19 protein-coding genes are annotated in these 17,386 nt (G+C 35.4%); 13 read left to right on the forward strand and 6 right to left on the reverse strand.

Features of this window, described 5'->3' with window-relative positions:
* Window positions 1-122 precede the first annotated feature (122 nt).
* Genes EV214_RS15090 through EV214_RS15110 form a run of 5 tightly spaced genes read right to left on the reverse strand, consistent with a single transcriptional unit; the run spans window position 123 to window position 2,593 of the window.
* A complete protein-coding gene (locus EV214_RS15090) occupies window positions 123-641 on the reverse strand; it encodes a phage tail protein (protein WP_132247221.1) in 519 nt (172 codons plus the stop codon).
* Between the two features lie 20 nt (window positions 642-661).
* Window positions 662-1,180, reverse strand: a complete 519-nt coding sequence (locus EV214_RS15095; protein WP_132247223.1) for a phage tail protein — start codon at window positions 1,178-1,180, stop codon at window positions 662-664.
* 27 nt (window positions 1,181-1,207) lie between these two features.
* Window positions 1,208-1,708: a phage tail protein gene (locus EV214_RS15100; RefSeq protein WP_132247225.1), complete on the reverse strand. Its 501-nt coding sequence runs from the start codon at window positions 1,706-1,708 to the stop codon at window positions 1,208-1,210.
* A gap of 18 nt (window positions 1,709-1,726) precedes the next feature.
* Entirely contained in the window at window positions 1,727-2,032 is a 306-nt protein-coding gene (locus tag EV214_RS15105) for a DUF6916 family protein (RefSeq protein WP_132247227.1), read from the reverse strand.
* Window positions 2,033-2,056: 24 nt separating this feature from the next.
* Complete coding sequence (locus EV214_RS15110) at window positions 2,057-2,593, reverse strand: GNAT family N-acetyltransferase (RefSeq protein ID WP_165916406.1); 537 nt, start codon at window positions 2,591-2,593, stop codon at window positions 2,057-2,059.
* A 217-nt stretch (window positions 2,594-2,810) separates the two neighbouring features.
* On the opposite strand from EV214_RS15110, the gene EV214_RS15115 reads away from it, so the two are divergent.
* The 3 genes from EV214_RS15115 to EV214_RS15125 all read left to right on the forward strand — a co-directional run bounded on the left by EV214_RS15115 (window position 2,811) and on the right by EV214_RS15125 (window position 6,274).
* Window positions 2,811-4,103 carry an ATP-binding protein gene (locus tag EV214_RS15115; protein ID WP_132247231.1) on the forward strand — a complete coding sequence of 431 codons (1,293 nt, stop codon included), beginning with the start codon at window positions 2,811-2,813 and terminating at the stop codon, window positions 4,101-4,103.
* Complete coding sequence (locus EV214_RS15120; RefSeq protein WP_207669703.1) at window positions 4,078-4,929, forward strand: DNA-binding domain-containing protein; 852 nt, start codon at window positions 4,078-4,080, stop codon at window positions 4,927-4,929. The genes EV214_RS15115 and EV214_RS15120 overlap by 26 nt, the downstream gene beginning before the upstream one ends.
* Window positions 4,930-5,047: 118 nt before the next feature.
* The gene (locus tag EV214_RS15125) at window positions 5,048-6,274 is read left to right on the forward strand and encodes a dicarboxylate/amino acid:cation symporter (protein WP_132247233.1); all 1,227 of its coding nucleotides are present in this window, start codon (window positions 5,048-5,050) and stop codon (window positions 6,272-6,274) included.
* An 83-nt stretch (window positions 6,275-6,357) separates the two neighbouring features.
* Here the strand turns inward: EV214_RS15125 and EV214_RS15130 are convergent, their stop codons facing one another.
* Window positions 6,358-7,248: a LysR family transcriptional regulator gene (locus tag EV214_RS15130; RefSeq protein WP_132247235.1), complete on the reverse strand. Its 891-nt coding sequence runs from the start codon at window positions 7,246-7,248 to the stop codon at window positions 6,358-6,360.
* Window positions 7,249-7,570: 322 nt separating this feature from the next.
* Here EV214_RS15130 and EV214_RS15135 point away from each other — a divergent pair, with 322 nt between their 5' ends.
* From EV214_RS15135 to EV214_RS15180, 10 genes are all read left to right on the forward strand, one after another.
* A complete protein-coding gene (locus tag EV214_RS15135) occupies window positions 7,571-8,365 on the forward strand; it encodes a CoB--CoM heterodisulfide reductase iron-sulfur subunit B family protein (RefSeq protein WP_330571324.1) in 795 nt (264 codons plus the stop codon).
* 20 nt (window positions 8,366-8,385) lie between these two features.
* Window positions 8,386-8,796: a 4Fe-4S dicluster domain-containing protein gene (locus EV214_RS15140; RefSeq protein WP_132247237.1), complete on the forward strand. Its 411-nt coding sequence runs from the start codon at window positions 8,386-8,388 to the stop codon at window positions 8,794-8,796.
* Between the two features lie 62 nt (window positions 8,797-8,858).
* Window positions 8,859-10,844: a CoB--CoM heterodisulfide reductase iron-sulfur subunit A family protein gene (locus tag EV214_RS15145; RefSeq protein WP_132247239.1), complete on the forward strand. Its 1,986-nt coding sequence runs from the start codon at window positions 8,859-8,861 to the stop codon at window positions 10,842-10,844.
* A gap of 17 nt (window positions 10,845-10,861) precedes the next feature.
* Window positions 10,862-11,299 (forward strand): hydrogenase iron-sulfur subunit, encoded by a 438-nt coding sequence (locus EV214_RS15150; protein WP_132247293.1) that lies wholly within the window; start codon window positions 10,862-10,864, stop codon window positions 11,297-11,299.
* The gene (locus EV214_RS15155) at window positions 11,287-12,270 is read left to right on the forward strand and encodes a 4Fe-4S dicluster domain-containing protein (protein WP_132247241.1); all 984 of its coding nucleotides are present in this window, start codon (window positions 11,287-11,289) and stop codon (window positions 12,268-12,270) included. Before EV214_RS15150 ends, EV214_RS15155 begins: the two co-directional genes overlap by 13 nt.
* The gene (locus EV214_RS15160) at window positions 12,270-13,301 is read left to right on the forward strand and encodes a 4Fe-4S dicluster domain-containing protein (protein ID WP_132247243.1); all 1,032 of its coding nucleotides are present in this window, start codon (window positions 12,270-12,272) and stop codon (window positions 13,299-13,301) included. The genes EV214_RS15155 and EV214_RS15160 overlap by 1 nt, the downstream gene beginning before the upstream one ends.
* Window positions 13,301-14,146, forward strand: a complete 846-nt coding sequence (locus tag EV214_RS15165; protein WP_207669705.1) for an FAD/NAD(P)-binding protein — start codon at window positions 13,301-13,303, stop codon at window positions 14,144-14,146. The genes EV214_RS15160 and EV214_RS15165 overlap by 1 nt, the downstream gene beginning before the upstream one ends.
* 54 nt (window positions 14,147-14,200) lie before the next feature.
* Window positions 14,201-14,881, forward strand: a complete 681-nt coding sequence (locus EV214_RS15170) for a 4Fe-4S dicluster domain-containing protein (RefSeq protein WP_132247247.1) — start codon at window positions 14,201-14,203, stop codon at window positions 14,879-14,881.
* Between the two features lie 28 nt (window positions 14,882-14,909).
* Entirely contained in the window at window positions 14,910-16,550 is a 1,641-nt protein-coding gene (locus tag EV214_RS15175; RefSeq protein ID WP_132247249.1) for an FAD-dependent oxidoreductase, read from the forward strand.
* Window positions 16,543-17,385 (forward strand): fumarate hydratase, encoded by an 843-nt coding sequence (locus tag EV214_RS15180; protein ID WP_132247251.1) that lies wholly within the window; start codon window positions 16,543-16,545, stop codon window positions 17,383-17,385. Before EV214_RS15175 ends, EV214_RS15180 begins: the two co-directional genes overlap by 8 nt.
* Window position 17,386 lies beyond the last annotated feature (1 nt).

Below are 17,386 nucleotides of genomic sequence, written 5' to 3' on the forward strand. Positions count from 1 at the left end.
TCTAAAAAAGATGACTCCTGTTCAATACAGAAATCATCTTCTTAATGTAGCATAGGCTTTTTTAAATTGTCCTTGACAAAGGGTACATTTTAATCCTATCTGGATTTTTTTTAGAAATATATTTAACTTCTTTGAGGATAGATGCCCGTTAAAGCAATGCAAAAATTCATTGCAAGGAAGGGTTGTCTATTTTCATGAGGATGACTATTTCCAGTTGTTTGAAGAGCAGCGCTAGACATATTTACTGGATGATCGTCTGTAGTTACATAGCCATAACCTCCACCAGTACCCAGCAATTTATTTTGAGGGTTGGTATCTTTATCTCCGCTACGCATGGCGATTGCTTGATGGGTATGAGAAGGAATTTGTTCTTCCGTAAGCGTAACACTTTCACAACCAATCATTTGCCCAAGACGTCTTGTTTGTAATCCAGGGGCAGTGCCTGGGTGAATGGGTACACGTCCCATTAAATTAGGAAGCCCAAAGTCCGTTCGACCATTACCACCATACATCGTACTAAGTATAGAAAATAAAGCTGTATTTTGAGAAATGGGAAGGAGCTGCCCATCGCAAAAAGCCCAATCCCTTGGCGCAAAATTAAATCCAAATATTTTGATTTCACCTATAAAAGGTTCTGACATATTTTCACCTCCTATTAAAATTAATGTCTCGGCGGATATTCTCCTCTTAAGCTGATAATAAAGTTTACACATAAAGAGGGTTGCATATTATAATGGGCTTGTGAACTCCCACTTTCTTCAATGGTTTGCGGATGTAGATTTTGTTGATTGGTGCCAGCACTTATATAAAAATCTTTTTGAGCTGTTGCAAGGATCGTTTCATTTGGACTAGTTGCCGTTGCAACATCGCTACTAGCTTGCATCGGATGGTTATGCGAAGGAATTTGGCTTAAAGTCAGCGACGCTTGTTCTTGTCCAAACTTCTGCCCGATCAAACGATTAGAGAGCCCCGCGCCATATCCAAAATGCAAGGGAATTCGTCCACGCATGTCTGGTAAAGCAAAAGTAGTATAGCCATCTCCACCATACGTAGTTCCAAGAAGTGAATATAAAGCATTAAAGTTTGATATGGGTAAGAGTTGACCATCACAAAAAGCCCAATTCCGTGGTGCATAATTTCCAGCAAACATTCGAATTTCACCGATATAAGATTCGCACATGATAGAACCTCCTTTCTACAAAAATATTTAATTTCTAGGGGGAAAAACGCCAGTTAAAGCAATACAAAAATTCAAAACCAATGCGGGTTGCATATTATAGTGAGATGCACCATCACCAGTATTTGTTACAGTATTCATAGCCATAGTCACCAAATGATTTGGATTTGCATATAAATCACTACCTTGAATACCTAAGAATGCACCTGTAGGAGACATAGTATTCTTTGTTTGCTCTTGTGCAATAAAGGTATGGGTATGCGCAGGTAATTCACTGACTGAAAGTGTAACTTCTTCTAAACCTCCGCGTTCACCGCGAGAATAATCATCTCCCCTATGAATAGGGACTCTGCCTCTTAAATCAGGAAGCGCAAAAGTGGTATGTCCATCCCCGCCATATGCAGTTCCTAGCAATGCAAACAAAGCCTGATTCTGATTCATAGGAAGTAGTTGTCCATTACAGCAAGCCCAATTCCTTGGAGGAAAATTGAATCCAAATATTCGAATTTCACCTAAAAACGGTTCACCCATAATATCTCTCCATTCTTTTTATGATTTTTTTAAACGTGTAGAAATAGCTTGATAATACAAACCATCTGCATCTTTTTTTATAGGGACAAGAAATAGATGGAGTGTACCCACCTTTAGGTGCTCTAGCTTGTAGGTACCTTGTGGAAAAGCATGCTTTAATGGCGCTTTAAAAATAAGAGAAAAGCTGTCAATATGATCGTTGCTGTGATCTTCTGATTCAATCAACTCCAAATCCACACAAACATCTTCAGCAACATGCATTTTAAAATAGGTATGGAGATGTTCTTCAAAATGCGCTTTTGCTAAAGTTTGCAAATCAATCAAAACAATACCTCCTCTACAGTTTATTTATGATGAAGGCGTTCTTTTCATAAAATGATAGACGCCTAAATCTTTTTCTTGGATAAATCCTAAGTTTAGATAGAATGCTTTAGCAGGGTTATTGTATTCTACATGAAGCGTAATAGGCATTTTTTTGTTTTCGGATTCAGCAATGAGATCTTTTAGGATTTTTGAACCAATGCCTTTTTTGCGATAAAAATCAAGCAGCGCGATGTCCATAATACGTATTTCTTCTTTCTGGCGATCTATATATAATCGCCCAATCGGTTTGCTTTCAAGAAGTATAATATCAAAAGAAGCATTTTTATAATTTGCTAGGTACTGTGTATGCTGAAGTTGAAATTGTATTTTTAAAAAATCTTCAATTTCTTCATGCGTCCAGCCAGAAAGTTGCATTTCTTCCCAGCGCGTAGAACGGTATACCTGATATAAAAAAGGAAGATCTTCCTCTGAAAAGGAACGAAAATTTATAAGAGATAGATTGACTTTACTCATTTTGTAAGGATGACACCCCCCTTCAAAGTCGTATTTTGTATTTTTCAATGAATGATCTAGTATAGGCATGTAGACAAAAAAATCATCGTGCTTATGAATATTTTAGCAGAAAAAATAATAATGAACAATAAAAGAAAAATAAAACATATTTTGAATAAAAATGGAATAATTAAAGGTTGGATACGGATATGTTTTTGTTTGTATCCATTTTAAGATATAATATAGCTATGTATTTTTAGTGATGAAAGGGGGTGCGTATTGAAAGATGAAGTGGAGTAAACAAAAGGCTAGGAATTTATTTATTATTTGTATTGTGACAGTTTTAACGGGACAGTTTTATTTGAGTCCGGTTCATTTTGGATTTAGATTGTCTTTAGCTGTTTTTTTTATGGCATTATTTTTACTTTATTTTGAAGACTATAATGTGATGATTGTTACTTCTTTGATTGCTTTTTTTATGTTTTTATTTAGAGCGTCTGTGGCTTATGTAGGAGATGGATTGACATTTTATGACGCAGCAAACTATTATTTTCCAGTGGTTTCTTTTTATATTTTCTATGGGATCTTATTTGAATTTTTAGGTGTACGAGATTATTTAGATAAACCTTTTAATTTTGTGATGAGTTTATGGGTATGTGATGCACTTCCGAATATTATCGAAGCATCCATAAGACGTGTGTGGACGATTGGTGCTTTTGATAAAGTCATTGTTTCGATTATTATCATTGGAGGAATTCGGTCGATACTTACTTTACTATGTTATTACATTGGGAAATATTATATGGGGCGATTTAAGAGAAATGAAAGGGACAAATATTATCGAGAATTAATTGTGTTCATCTCTAGATTAAGAACAGAACTTTTTCTACTTAAAAAATCTAGAAATGACATTGAAAAGATGGTTTCATATGTACATGGTTATTATAATAGAATAGAAGAGGAAGTACTAAAAGCACCTTTGTTAAAAATCGCAAAGGATATGCACGAAATAAAGAAAGATTATCTGAGAGTGATTGCTGGGATGGATAGCATATTTGATACAAAGCGTAGCGCTCATTATATGAGTATTAAGGATATACTACATATGACGAAGGACAATATGATGAAGGTCATTGAAAGCATGGATAAAAAAATTACGGTTACGACTGCGTATGATGAAATTTTTACGACAAATGAATATTATACAGTGGTGTCTATTTTGAACAACTTAACCATCAATAGTATAGAGGCGATTGATATTTATGGTAAAATAGAAATCATGGTGAAAATATGTGATGAAAATGTTTTATTTACGGTTGAAGATGATGGGGAGGGAATCCAGAAGGAGAAGTTAGAGATCATCTTTAGCAAGGGGTATTCTACGAAATATGATGAAAAAACGGGTCAAATGTCAACAGGAATTGGATTATCACATGTCAAAGAGCTTGTTACGGGGTATCTGCAAGGAGAAATTTCTGTTGAATCTGAAATCAATAAAGGAACAAAAATAAGTATACGTATACCTAAAAAAAGAATGATTGGAGGAATGGGCAATGATGAGTTCCATCTATATCGTTGATGATGATTTGAGTATCGTAAATATTTTAAAAGATATTATAGAAAAAAATTTTGACGGATGCTTATTGGGATCGGCTGTTTGTGGAAAAGATGCGATGAAAGAAATTATAGATTTAAAGCCTGAGATTGTGTTACTTGATTATTTATTGCCTGATAAAGATGGACTCGAAATCATCAGAGGGATTAGAGCCGTATATACACCTGTGATTGTAATGATTTCAGAAGTATCTGATAAAAGGATGATCGCAAAAGCATATAAAGAAAAAATTGAATTTTTTATTAACAAACCTATTAATGTCATTGAAATATTATCTGTAATAGAAAAAGTAAATGAATATTTGATGATGAAAAAAACCATCCATCAGTTTGAAAATGCAATTTCTTCTATTAAAAAAATATCAGATTTTAAAAAAGATGATGGCCAGGATCTGCTTTATAAGCTGAAAAAACTTTATGGGAAGTTAGGAATTATTGGAAGTAGTGGGTGTGATGAATTGATTAAAGCGGTGTGCTTTGCTAAATCAAGAAAGGGACATTACAATTTAGCAGAAGTGTATAAGTCAATCGTTATAGATCCAAATGATGAAAATCAGATCTATGCGGTGGAAAAACGAATAAGGAGAATCGTTGTCAGAGCATTTAAAATCATGGCAGCATTAGGGGTGGAAGATCCGATGCATTTTACTTTTGAAAATTATGGGAGTCAATTGTTTGATTTTGTCGAATTAAGAAAGGAAATGAAATATATAAGAGGAGAATGGAGTAAACAAGGGAAAATCAATGTGAAACAATTTATTGAAAGTAGTATTTTATTAACAACAGACTAAAAATTCGAAATATTCCTTCTGGCAAAAGTGTCTTTTTTAGTCTTTTGATGTCTCGCGTGGTTTAATCTATTAAAGAATAATTAAAAAATATTTAATAAATTAAATGAGGAGGGACTTTATGAAAAAGTTAAAATTAACAACAAAGATTTTTATCGGACTTATACTGGGTATTGTAGTTGGACTATTTTTACAAAGTGCACCAGAAATTGCTAAAACTTATGTGAAGCCATTTGGTACATTATTTTTGAATATGATTAAAATGGTGATTGTACCATTAGTGTTTTCTTCATTAATTGTAGGGGCAGCGAGTATTGGAGATCCTAAATCTCTAGGAAGAATTGGTGGGAAAACGGTTGTTTATTATATGGCAACTACAGCGGTTGCAGTTGCAATTGGTTTGGTATTAGGGAAAGTAATGAATCCAGGTGCAGGACTTACAATACCTGTAGATGCAGCGGCAAAAGCAGTAGAAGCACCATCTATCGTAGATACGTTACTAAATATTATCCCGAAAAACCCATTAAACGGATTGGTAGAAGGTAATATTTTACAAGTAATTGCTTTTGCATTGTTCTTAGGGGTAGGATGTACTGCACTTCCTAAAGAAAAAGCAGCACCTTTTGTAAATTTCTTCGATAGTGTTGCAGAGATTATGTATAAGATTACAGCTTTTATTATGGAACTTGCGCCTTTCGGTGTTTTCGCTTTGATCGTACCTGTGGTATCAGAGTATGGTATGGATGTGTTAAAACCTTTAAGTATGGTGATCTTAGCTGTATATATTGGTTGTGCATTACACGCAGTCATTGTTTATTCAACAGCCGTTAAAATTTTTGCTAAAATCAGTCCAATGAAGTTTTTCAAAGGAATCGCTCCAGCTGCGATTACTGCTTTTAGTACGACAAGCTCTTCAGGTACTTTACCTGTAACGATTCGATCTACAAGAGAAAATTTAGGTGTATCTGAGAAAATTTCAAGTTTTGTATTACCTTTAGGTGCGACGATCAATATGGATGGTACAGCACTTTATCAAGGGGTGTGCGCATTGTTCTTAGCACAAGTTTATGGGATTGATTTGACAATGGGACAAATCATGACAATTATATTAACTGCAACGCTTGGATCTATTGGTACAGCAGGCGTACCAGGAGCTGGATTTATTATGCTTACACTTGTTTTACAATCTGTGGGATTGCCACTAGAAGGATTGGTGTTAATCGCTGGGGTAGATAGAATCCTTGATATGGCAAGAACTTCTGTAAATGTTATTGGAGATGCATCTTGTGCAATCGTAGTTGCAGCAACTGAAGGTGAAATTGAGGTAGAGAGCAAGGCTACTAATTAAAATAAGATAAATAAAGCATGTAAAATTCGAGTTTTCATCGGATTTTGCATGCTTTTTCTTTTGTATACTTGATTAAAACCATTTCAGCTTTTAGTGTTTTGATTTAACGGACTAGTCTTTACGAAATCGATAAATGTTTTTGAAGCCATTGATAGGAAGTTATCTTTTTTCCATGCAAGGGCTATTTTTATGGGCATCGATTGATCTAATGGGATGCTTGCTATATGCTCATTATTTTCAACCGTTTCTTTCAGTAAAAAAGAAATGCCAATCCCATTGATGACAAGGCTTTTAATCGTGTCTAACTGATTGGATGATAAAATAATGTTTGGCTCTATATTTGATTTCTTGAAATGTTCAAAAATTTTTTTTCTATGGTAGAATCCTTCTTTGAGCATGATAATAGGTTCATTTTTAAGATCTTCTAATTTGAGTTTTTTCTTTGTGCTTAAAGGGTGCTTTTTATTTAAACAAACAAAGATTTCACTATCTAAAATGGGCATTGTATCTAATAACTTACAGGATTGGTCAACGATCATAATACTTAAATCAATTTCTCCTTTTTCGAGCATTTCTTTTGAGGTAACAGAACCATTTTCAGCAATCTGTAGTTCAATATTTGGATAAATTTTTTTGAAGTTTGCGAATAATTTTGGGAATAAAATAGTGCCTATAATTGGGGGAACCCCTAGTGATAAGAGACCTTTTTTTAGGTTTTTATAATCCTTCATTTCTGAAATCACATCGTCTAGTTGCTTTAAAATTACATCTACCCTTTCTAGAAAAATTTTTCCTTCAGTAGTAAGTTTAAATTGCTTTTTAGATCGGTCAAAGAGTTGAATGGAAAGCTCTTTTTCTAGATTTTTAATAGAATTGGTGATGGAAGGTTGCGATACATAAAGTCTTTCAGCTGCTTTTGTAATATTCTTTAATTGACAAACCATTTGAAAATATTTTAATTGTCTGAATTCCATAAATTATCTCCTAATCATAAGTTAAAACTATTATATCATAGTTAAATAATATTTTTAATATAGATGTTTGTTTGTTATAATTTTAACATGATGGTAAAGAAAATTCTAGATTAAATGAATGGATTTAGATTTAATTGTTTATCAGGAAGAAAAAAATATGTAAAAATTGCGCACAAAAAGATTGTTTAAAACCAATAAATTTTTAAAATATAAATATAAAGCAATAAGGAAGTAATATTTTTAGATGTAGATGTTAAAAAATAAACAAATTTGAAAGGAGGTGTAAGTCTAGGCTTGTTCGTTTAAAAAAAAGTCTAGATAAATGAATATGAAGTATAGTTATTATCCAGGTTGTACGTTAAAGACAAAAGCACAGGACTTAGAAAAGTTTGCCCTTGATTCTGCAAAAACTTTAGGGGTTGCGCTACAAGAACAAAAGGAGTGGCAATGTTGCGGGGCTGTTTATCCACTTGCAACGGATGAAATAGCGACGAAATTATCGTCAGTAAGAAGTTTAGCAGAAGCATATCAAAAGGGTGAAAAATTGGTTACATTATGTGCAGCATGTCATCATGTCATTAAAAGAGTAAATGAAGATATGAAGCATAAAGAGGATATTAGAAAAAAAGTAAACAATTATCTACAGTTACCCAATGATTATGAAGGGGAATGTGAAGTGATTCACTACCTTGAAATGCTTAGAGATGAAATAGGGTTTGAAAGTTTGGCACAAAAGGTGAAAAAGCCTCTTAAGAATCGTAAAATAGGCGCTTATTATGGATGTTTACTTCTTAGACCTAGTAAAGTGATGAAGTTTGATGATCCAGAAAATCCTTCTATTATAGAAGATTTTATAAAAGCACTTGGGGCTACACCCATCATATATCCTTATAGAACCGAGTGTTGTGGAGGCTATCTTGCTATAGATCAAAAGGATGTTGTAGAAAAAATGACACAAAATATCTTTGAATCAGCTTCAAAGTATGGGGTAGAAGAGATTGTTACTGCATGCCCTCTTTGTAAATATAATTTAGAAATCAGTGGATTTGGAGATGAAAATAATATATCTATAAGCTATTTCACTGAGCTTTTAGCGGAAGCTTTAGGCGTTAAATAAGATAGGAGAGGGGTGAAGCAATGACAAGAGTTAAGGTTATTCCTGAAAATAAAAAGAATATAATAGACAAAATTATTGAAATGAGTGGAGAGAATATAAGGGATTGTATGCAGTGTGGAAAATGCTCAGCAGGCTGCCCTGCTAGTGACGGTATGGATCTATTACCCCATCAAGTGATTAGATTATTACAATTAGGTCAAATAGATAGAATCGTAGAAAGCAAAAGTATTTGGAATTGTGCTTCATGTTTTACCTGTGCACAGCGTTGTCCTAGAAATATAGATATTGCCAATATAATGGAAGCCATACGTCTTACGATTATAAGATGTGTAGGAAATAGTAGATTAAAAGCGGATGATGTACCAAGTAAAGTAGATTGCAAAATGCCGCAGCAGGCAATTGTAAGTGGATTTCGTAAGTATAATAAATGATTTTTATAGATGGTATAAAATAAATAAGTAGAGAAATTTGTATTTTAAAAGGAGGGATCATATTGCAAAGGATTGGCGTTTTTGTTTGTTGGTGTGGAACCAATATAGCAGGTACCGTAAATATAGAGAAGGTCATAGCAGCAGCTGGAGAAATGCCGGGTGTTGTATATGCGAAAGATTATCAATATATGTGTTCAGCAGTCGGGCAAAATCTAGTAAAAAATACGATTAAAGAACAAAAGTTAGATCGTGTGGTCATCGCGTCATGTTCGCCTAGAATGCATGAGGCTACATTCAGAAAAACTGCAAAGGTAGCTGGATTAAATCCATATTTAGTAGAGGTTGCAAATATAAGAGAACATTGTTCGTGGATCCATAAGAATAAAGAAGAAGCAACGAAAAAAGCCATTGCTCTTACAAGAGCAGCCGTAGCGAAAGTCGCTTTAAACACTGCACTTATAGCTGGTGAAATAGGGGTAGAATCACGCGCATTGGTTATTGGTGGTGGCATTGCAGGTATTCAGACTGCACTGGATATTGCAGAGGCAGGTTACGAAGTAGATATTATTGAGAAAAGCCCAAGTATTGGTGGTAAAATGGCGCAAATCGATAAGACATTTCCTACACTAGATTGTTCGGCCTGTATTCTGACACCTAAAATGGTAGATGTATCAACACATCCTAATATTAACATTTATACATATAGTGAATTAGAAAATGTGAAGGGGTATGTAGGAAATTTTGAAGTTACGATGAATCAAAGAGCACGTAGTGTAAATATGGAAAAATGTATCGGATGTGGCATATGTACTGATAAATGTCCTTCGAAAAAAGCAAAAAGTGAGTTTGAGGAAGGCCTAAGAAATAGAAGTGCGATCTATACACCTTTTCCACAGGCCATTCCAAATGTACCGGTGATAGATCGGGAAGCCTGTATCAAGTTTAAAACAGGAAAGTGTGGTCTTTGTGAAACAGTATGTCCTGCTGGGGCGATAGAGTTTTCACAAGAAGATACAAAAATAACAAAAAAATATGGTGCGATTGTTGTCGCTATAGGTTATGACATTATAGCGTTAGATAAATTTGGTGAGTATGCGTATACGAACCATCAAGATGTCATCACATCGCTTGAGTTTGAGAGATTAACAAATGCAGCAGGGCCTACAGGAGGGAAGCTTGTACGCCCATCTGACCATAAAAAACCTAAAAAGGTTGTATTTGTTCAGTGTGTTGGATCAAGAGATAAAACAGAACGTGGAAAAACGTATTGTTCTAAAATTTGTTGTATGTATACAGCAAAACATGCTATGTTGATTCGAGATAAATATCCTGATATAGAAACGTATGTCTTTTATATAGATGTGCGTACGCCAGGGAAAAACTTTGATGAGTTTCATAGAAGAGCTGTTGAAGAATACGGTGTGAATTATATAAAAGGGATGGTTGGAAAGATTTTTCCAGATGGGGAAAAACTTCAAGTACATGGGGTAGATGCGTTAACAGGGGATACGATTAAGATTGATGCAGATATGGTTGTTTTAGCAGCAGCTACGAAGGCAAAAGAGGATGCAGAAGATCTTGGAAGAAAACTAAGTATCAGTACAGATACGAATAATTTCTTTACAGAAGCACATCCAAAGCTTAAACCTGTAGAAACCCACTGTGCAGGAATTTATTTGGCAGGGGCTTGTCAAGGCCCAAAAGATATTCCAGAAACAGTAGCACAAGCGAGTGGGGCAGCTGCAAAAGCAATCGGATTATTGAGTAAGGATAAATTGGTGAATAATCCTTGTATTTCAGAGGTAGATGAAAAAATATGTAGTGGATGTCTCGCATGTACAAAGATTTGTCCGTATGATGCGATTACTTCAAAGGTGATCACGTTTAATGATCATGGAAAAATAACGAAAAGAGTCGTTGCACAAGTAAATAAAGCACTTTGTCAAGGATGTGGCGGATGTACAGTTGCTTGTAGACCTGGTGCGATTGATATCAAAGGATTTACAAACAAACAGATTTTAGCGGAGGTAGATGCACTATGTCGGTAGAAGCTAAAGAAACTGTAATGGGAAATAAAAATGAATTTGAGCCGTTAATTGTTGCATTTTGCTGTAATTGGTGTAGCTATGCAGGTGCAGATTTAGCTGGAACAAGTAGGTTGAGTTATCCTGCAAATGTGAAGATTATCAGAGTACCTTGTTCGTGTAGGGTCAATGCAAATTTCGTATTACGTGCTTTTCAACGTGGCGCGGATGGGGTAGTGATTGCTGGGTGTCATCCGGGGGATTGTCATTATTCAACGGGGAACTATTACACAAGACGTCGGTTTTCACTTTTGACCAATTTCCTTGAATATGTGGGAATCGAACAGGAACGGTTTAAAGTGGATTGGATTTCAGCAGCAGAAGGAAATAAGTTTGCAACGGTGATGAATGATGTTTTAGAAAAGGTTCATAGACTTGGTCCGAACAGAAAGCTGAGGGATGCAAGATGGAAAAGATAGGACTAAAAGTACGCGCACGTGCCAAAGAGGCACTTGAAAATAGAGAAGTAGATGAAGTGATGGGTTGGAAAAAGGGAGAATTTTGGTATGACGTTTATCCTGTATTTATTACAGAGGCAAATGAGGCAGATGATTTAATTTGGGATGCCTTTTGTGTAAACAATCTAAGTAAATATTTAATCCAAAAGCAAAAAGAGAATAAAAAAGTAGGGGTGTTTTTAAAGGGGTGCGATTCTCTTGGTTTTAATCAACTCCTTAAAGATAATAGAATCGATAGAGATCAAGTCGTGATTTATGGGTTGCCTTGCGTAGGGATGGTTGATCCTGAGAAAGTAAAAAAAGAAGGATTAAATAAAGGGCTTTTAGAAATAAAAAGATCGAAAGATGAAATCACTTTTGTAACCAAAGAGGGAGAAAAGAAGATCTTAGGACGACAGTTTGACTATGATAAATGTCTTGCCTGTAGATACCCAAATCCTGTTGTTTATGATGAACTACTAGATACTGAAATTGCTAGAGAAGTTAGTGAAATGGATCGCTTTAAAGATGTAGAAGCAATAGAAAAAATGTCTATAACTGAGCGTTTTGAGTACTGGTCAAATCAATTTTCAAAATGTATAAGATGTAATGCTTGCAGAAATATATGTCCTGCATGTAGTTGTGAAAAATGTGTTTTTGACAATGTAAATGCAGGGGTATCAAGTAAAGCGAGTGTGGATAGTGAAGAACAATTTTTCCATATAACAAGAGCTTATCATGTAGCAGGTCGTTGTGTGGATTGTGGTGAATGCACTAGAGTATGTCCTGCAGGAATTCCACTTGATCAATTAAACCATAAAATAATGAAAGACATCAATGAACTCTATGGTAAATATGATGCAGGGGTGGATGTTTCACAAGATGCGCCGCTTGTGACGTACAAACTAGATGATGCAGATTCCTTTACAGAGCATGGAAAGGGAGGGAAATGATGAAAAAGATATTAAAAAGTCAAATTTCTCAGTTGTGGAAGAGGATCAATCAATCGTATGAACTATTTATACCGATTGAAAAGGATAACAAAGTAAATTTTTCTATGTGGCAAGAAGGGGATCAAGTAAACTTAGAAATATTAAAAACCAATAGTTCTCCTAAAAACATTATTTTTCCTCAAACTGAAACGTATTTACAGTTTGAAAAGAACGGTAAAAAAATAAACATGGAAAGTGTTGGAGGCAAAAAAGAGGCGTATGTACTCTTTGGGGTAAGACCTTGTGACGTAGTAAGCTTTAATCTTTTAGATAATGTATTTTTGAGAGAGCCAGTAGATCGTTTTTATGAGGAAAGAAGAAATAAAGGCATTGTTATTTCTATGGCTTGTTCGGATCCTGAGGAAACTTGCTTTTGTAGTGCATTTGGGATTGATCCCGAAAATGCAGTAGAAGGTGTGGATGTAGCGACTTGGGATATGGGGGATAAAATACTTTGGATGGCACAAACTGAAAAAGGAAAAATGTTTACACAAAGTCTTAAAGATCTTTTAAAAGAGGCTACAGAAGAAGATGAAGAAGCATGTGTGCAATTAAAAAACAATATAAAGGAAAAGGTGAAAAATCTTCCTTTATCAAATATAGATATGAAAAAAATAGATAAAAGCATGAAAGATCTATTTGAATCAAGCATTTGGGAAGACTTTAGTGCACAATGTTTAGGGTGCGGTTCATGTACTTATGTATGTCCGACTTGTCATTGTTATGATATTCAGGATTTTGACGGTGGAAAATCTGGAGAAAGATTTCGTTGTTGGGATTCTTGTATGTTTTCAGATTTTACCCTTATGGCGCATGGCAATCCTAGAAAGACCCAAAAGGAAAGATTTAGACAAAGATTTATGCATAAACTTGTTTACTATCCAAATAATCATGGGACTTATGCCTGTGTAGGATGTGGAAGATGTATAGAAAGATGTCCTGTTCATATAGATATGGTCAAAGTGATTAAAAAATTAGGGGGTGAATTATAATGAGTTGTAGCTGTCATGATCATGTAGATCCACTTGTACCACAAAGTGTAGTCATAGAGGATATTAGAATAGACACAGATGATGTGACTACTTTTAGAGTTGTAAAACCTGAAGGGGGAAAGCCTTTTGAATCTATGCCTGGGCAATGTGCAATGGTTTCTGTGCCACTCGTTGGAGAAGCATTTTTTTCAATCACCTCTTCCCCTACAGAGACAAATTTTATGGAGTTTAGTATCAAAAGATGTGGTAAGGTTACGGACTATTTGCATGGACTTGAAGTGGGAGATGAAATTGGTATCAGAGGCCCTTATGGAAATAATTTTCCAGTAGATGATGCATTGAAAGGAAAAGACTTGCTTTTCATTGGTGGAGGAATTGGATTAGCGCCACTTCGTTCTGTTATAAACTATGTAATGGATAAACGGGAAGATTATGGAAAGATCGATATTGTATACGGTGCACGGAGCCCACAGGATCTTGTACATAGAAAAGATATTTTTGAAAACTGGCCCAAAAGCCAAAATACAGATGTTTATCTGACTGTAGATAAAGAATGTGAAGGATGGGACGGACACGTGGGTTTTGTTCCTCAATATATAAAAGACATTGGGTTTGACACAAACAAAGTCGCTTTGGTTTGTGGACCCCCTATTATGATTAAATTTGTACTGCAAGGGTTAGAAGAAATAGGATTTAAGAAAGAACAAGTTTATACGACACTTGAATTAAAGATGAAATGTGGCGTTGGAAAATGCGGACGTTGTAATATAGGAGACAAATATGTATGCAAAGACGGTCCTGTATTTAGATGTGATGAAATTCAAGAACTTCCTGATGAATATTAATAGATAGAAATAAGGTGTTAAAAATAGAATTTAGAGATAAAGGAGGCGTATAAAATGGCTAAAAATGAAATGGTCGATATATATATATTAGGTAAAAAGTACACAGTTCCTTCTACTTTGACAATTATGGACTCAATGGAATATGCAGGGTATCAATTAACGAGAGGGTGCGGATGTAGATCTGGATTTTGCGGAGCATGTGCGACGATCTATAGAATCAAAGGTGAAAAAGAATTAAAGGTATGCTTAGCCTGTCAAACAAAGGTTGAAGAGGGGATGTATCTTACGCAGTTGCCATTTTTCCCTGGAGATAAAAAAACATATGATATGAGTCAATTAAAGCCAACGGCGGATACCATGATGCAGCTTTATCCTGAAATATATAGTTGTATTGGATGTAACTCCTGTACGAAAGGATGTCCACAAGAACTAAATGTAATGCAGTATATTGCCTATGCGCAAAGAGGAGAATTTGAAAAATGTGCTGAAGAATCTTTTGATTGTGTGAGTTGTGGAATATGTGCATCAAGGTGTCCGGCAAATATTACGCATTATCAAGTAGGACTGCTTGCACGTCGTCTTAATGGGAAATATATTGCGCCTGAAACAAAGCATTTGAAAGAAAGAGTAAAAGAGATTCAAGAAGGTAAGTATGACAGCGATTTAAAGGAATTAATGAAAAAAAATACGGATGAATTAAAAGCGATATACAATGCACGTGATATTGAAAAGTAATGATATTTTTTAGGGGGGAGGTATTTAAATGTATACAGCGAAAATGAGAGAATTGATTAAAAAAGTAGAGGCGACACGCCCTAGAAGATTTGGTATTCAGCATCCAAGAATGACACCGCAAGAGCGTGAAGAAGTCTTAAATCAATGTCATCCTGATTATAAGGAAGAAGGATTTAGAAATATAAGATTAGGCGTAAACAAAGGATTGAAAGTACCACTAGAGCTTGCGAATCTTATTGAAGCAAAAAGTAGACTTGACAATGTAGCCATTGATTTAGATCATATAAGTTATGATGTAGACGTATTGATCATAGGAGGAGGCGGAGCAGGTGCTTCAGCAGCACTTGAAGCATATAATAAAGGTGCGAATGTATTAATCACGACAAAATTACGTTTTGGTGATGCCAATACAATGATGGCTGAAGGAGGTATTCAGGCTGCGGATAAACCTGAGGATTCTCCATCAAAACACTATATGGATGTAATGGGGGGGGGGCACTATACAAATGTACCAAATCTTGTGAATGCGCTTGTAGGTGATGCACCAAAAGCTATAAAATGGTTAAATGATATGGGTGTTATGTTTGATAAACAAGAAGATGGAACAATGGTTACTACGCATGGAGGAGGAACTTCAAGAAAAAGAATGCATGCAGCTGCTGATTATACTGGGGCAGAGATTATGCGTGTGCTTAGAGATGAGGTAATTAATAAAGGAATTGAAGTGGTAGATTTTTCTCCAGCGGTTGAGATTATATTGGATCAGGAAGGGAAAGCAGCAGGAGCTGTATTATACAATTTAGAAACACAAGAATATTTAATCGCGAGAGCAAAAACGGTTATCATAACTACAGGGGGGGCAGGAAGACTTCACTATCAAGGATTTCCTACGTCAAATCATTATGGGGCTACAGCAGATGGTCTTGTACTTGGATATAGAGCAGGTGCAGAACTTGCTTTTGCAGATACGATTCAGTATCACCCTACAGGGGTAGCTTTTCCACCACAAATCTTTGGGGCACTTGTTACTGAAAAAGTCCGTAGCTTAGGTGCAACACCGCTTAATATTGATGGAGAACAATTTGTTTTTCACCTTGAAACAAGGGATGTAGAGGCATCAGCAGTTATCAGAGAATGCTTAGTTAGAGATAAAGGAATTGATACACCTACAGGCGGAAAAGGGGTATGGCTAGATTCTCCACTTATCGAGATGATCCATGGAGAGGGTACGATTGAGAAGCGACTTCCTGGAATGTTAAGAATGTATAAGAAATTTGGGATTGATATGAGGAAAGAACCAATCCTTGTATATCCAACGCTTCACTACCAAAACGGAGGACTTTTGATCAATGAAAGCGGTCAAACAAAAGTAGAGAATCTATATGTAGCAGGAGAAGCTTCAGGAGGCGTACACGGTAGAAATAGACTTATGGGAAATTCATTGTTAGATATTATTGTCTTTGGACGTAGAGCAGGATCTCATGCAGGAGAAAAGAGTAAAGATGTCGAATTAAAGAAGCTTAGCCTTGAGCATGTGAAAGTATATCATCAAAGCCTTAAGGAAAATGGGGTAGAGACAGATCGGGTTGCGCCAATGATGTTACCTCACTATACTCATGGTAGAGAAGATCATGTAAAAAAAGAAAGGAGTGAAAAATTACATGCGTAAAATAAATGTAAAACAGATTGAGGATGCTTTAAGGGATATGAGTATAAAAGCGAATCTTTACGTAGGAAAAGATGTATTGAATGCTTTTGAAGAATCAGAAAAAAAAGAAACTTCTGCTGTAGGAAGAGATATTATAGGTAAATTAATAAAAAATGCTGAAATTGCTAGAACAGAAGAAATGCCAATTTGTCAGGATACAGGGATGGCTGTTGTGTTTGTAGAAGTAGGGCAAGAGGTAGAATTAGTTGGAGGAAATATTACAGATGCCATCAATGAAGGGGTTAGACGCGGATATAAAGATGGATATTTAAGGAAATCGGTTGTTTCTGATCCATTAATCAGAAAAAATACAGGGGATAATACACCAGCTGTTATTTACTATGATATTGTACCAGGAGATCAGGTAAAAATCACGCTAGCACCAAAAGGTTTCGGAAGTGAAAATATGAGCAGAATCAAAATGCTTAAGCCATCTGATGGGGTAAAAGGGGTTATAGATTTTGTTGTAGAGAGTGTTTCAATTGCAGGACCTAATCCATGTCCACCGATTGTTGTAGGGGTAGGAATAGGAGGAACTGTAGATAAAGCCACTTATCTTTCAAAGAAAGCACTTACAAGAAATATTGGGCTACATAATGAAACAGAACATTTAAGAGAGATTGAAAAAGAACTATTAGAAAAAATAAATAATTTAGGAATAGGACCTCAAGGACTAGGAGGAAATACGACTGCACTTGCTGTAAATGTTGAAGCTTTCGCAACCCATATTGCTGGATTGCCAGTAGCGATAAATATTAACTGTCATGCATCAAGACATGAAGAAGTTATTATATAGG

It is taken from the genome of Marinisporobacter balticus (genome assembly GCF_004345705.1).
GTDB lineage: Bacteria > Bacillota > Clostridia > Peptostreptococcales > Thermotaleaceae > Marinisporobacter > Marinisporobacter balticus.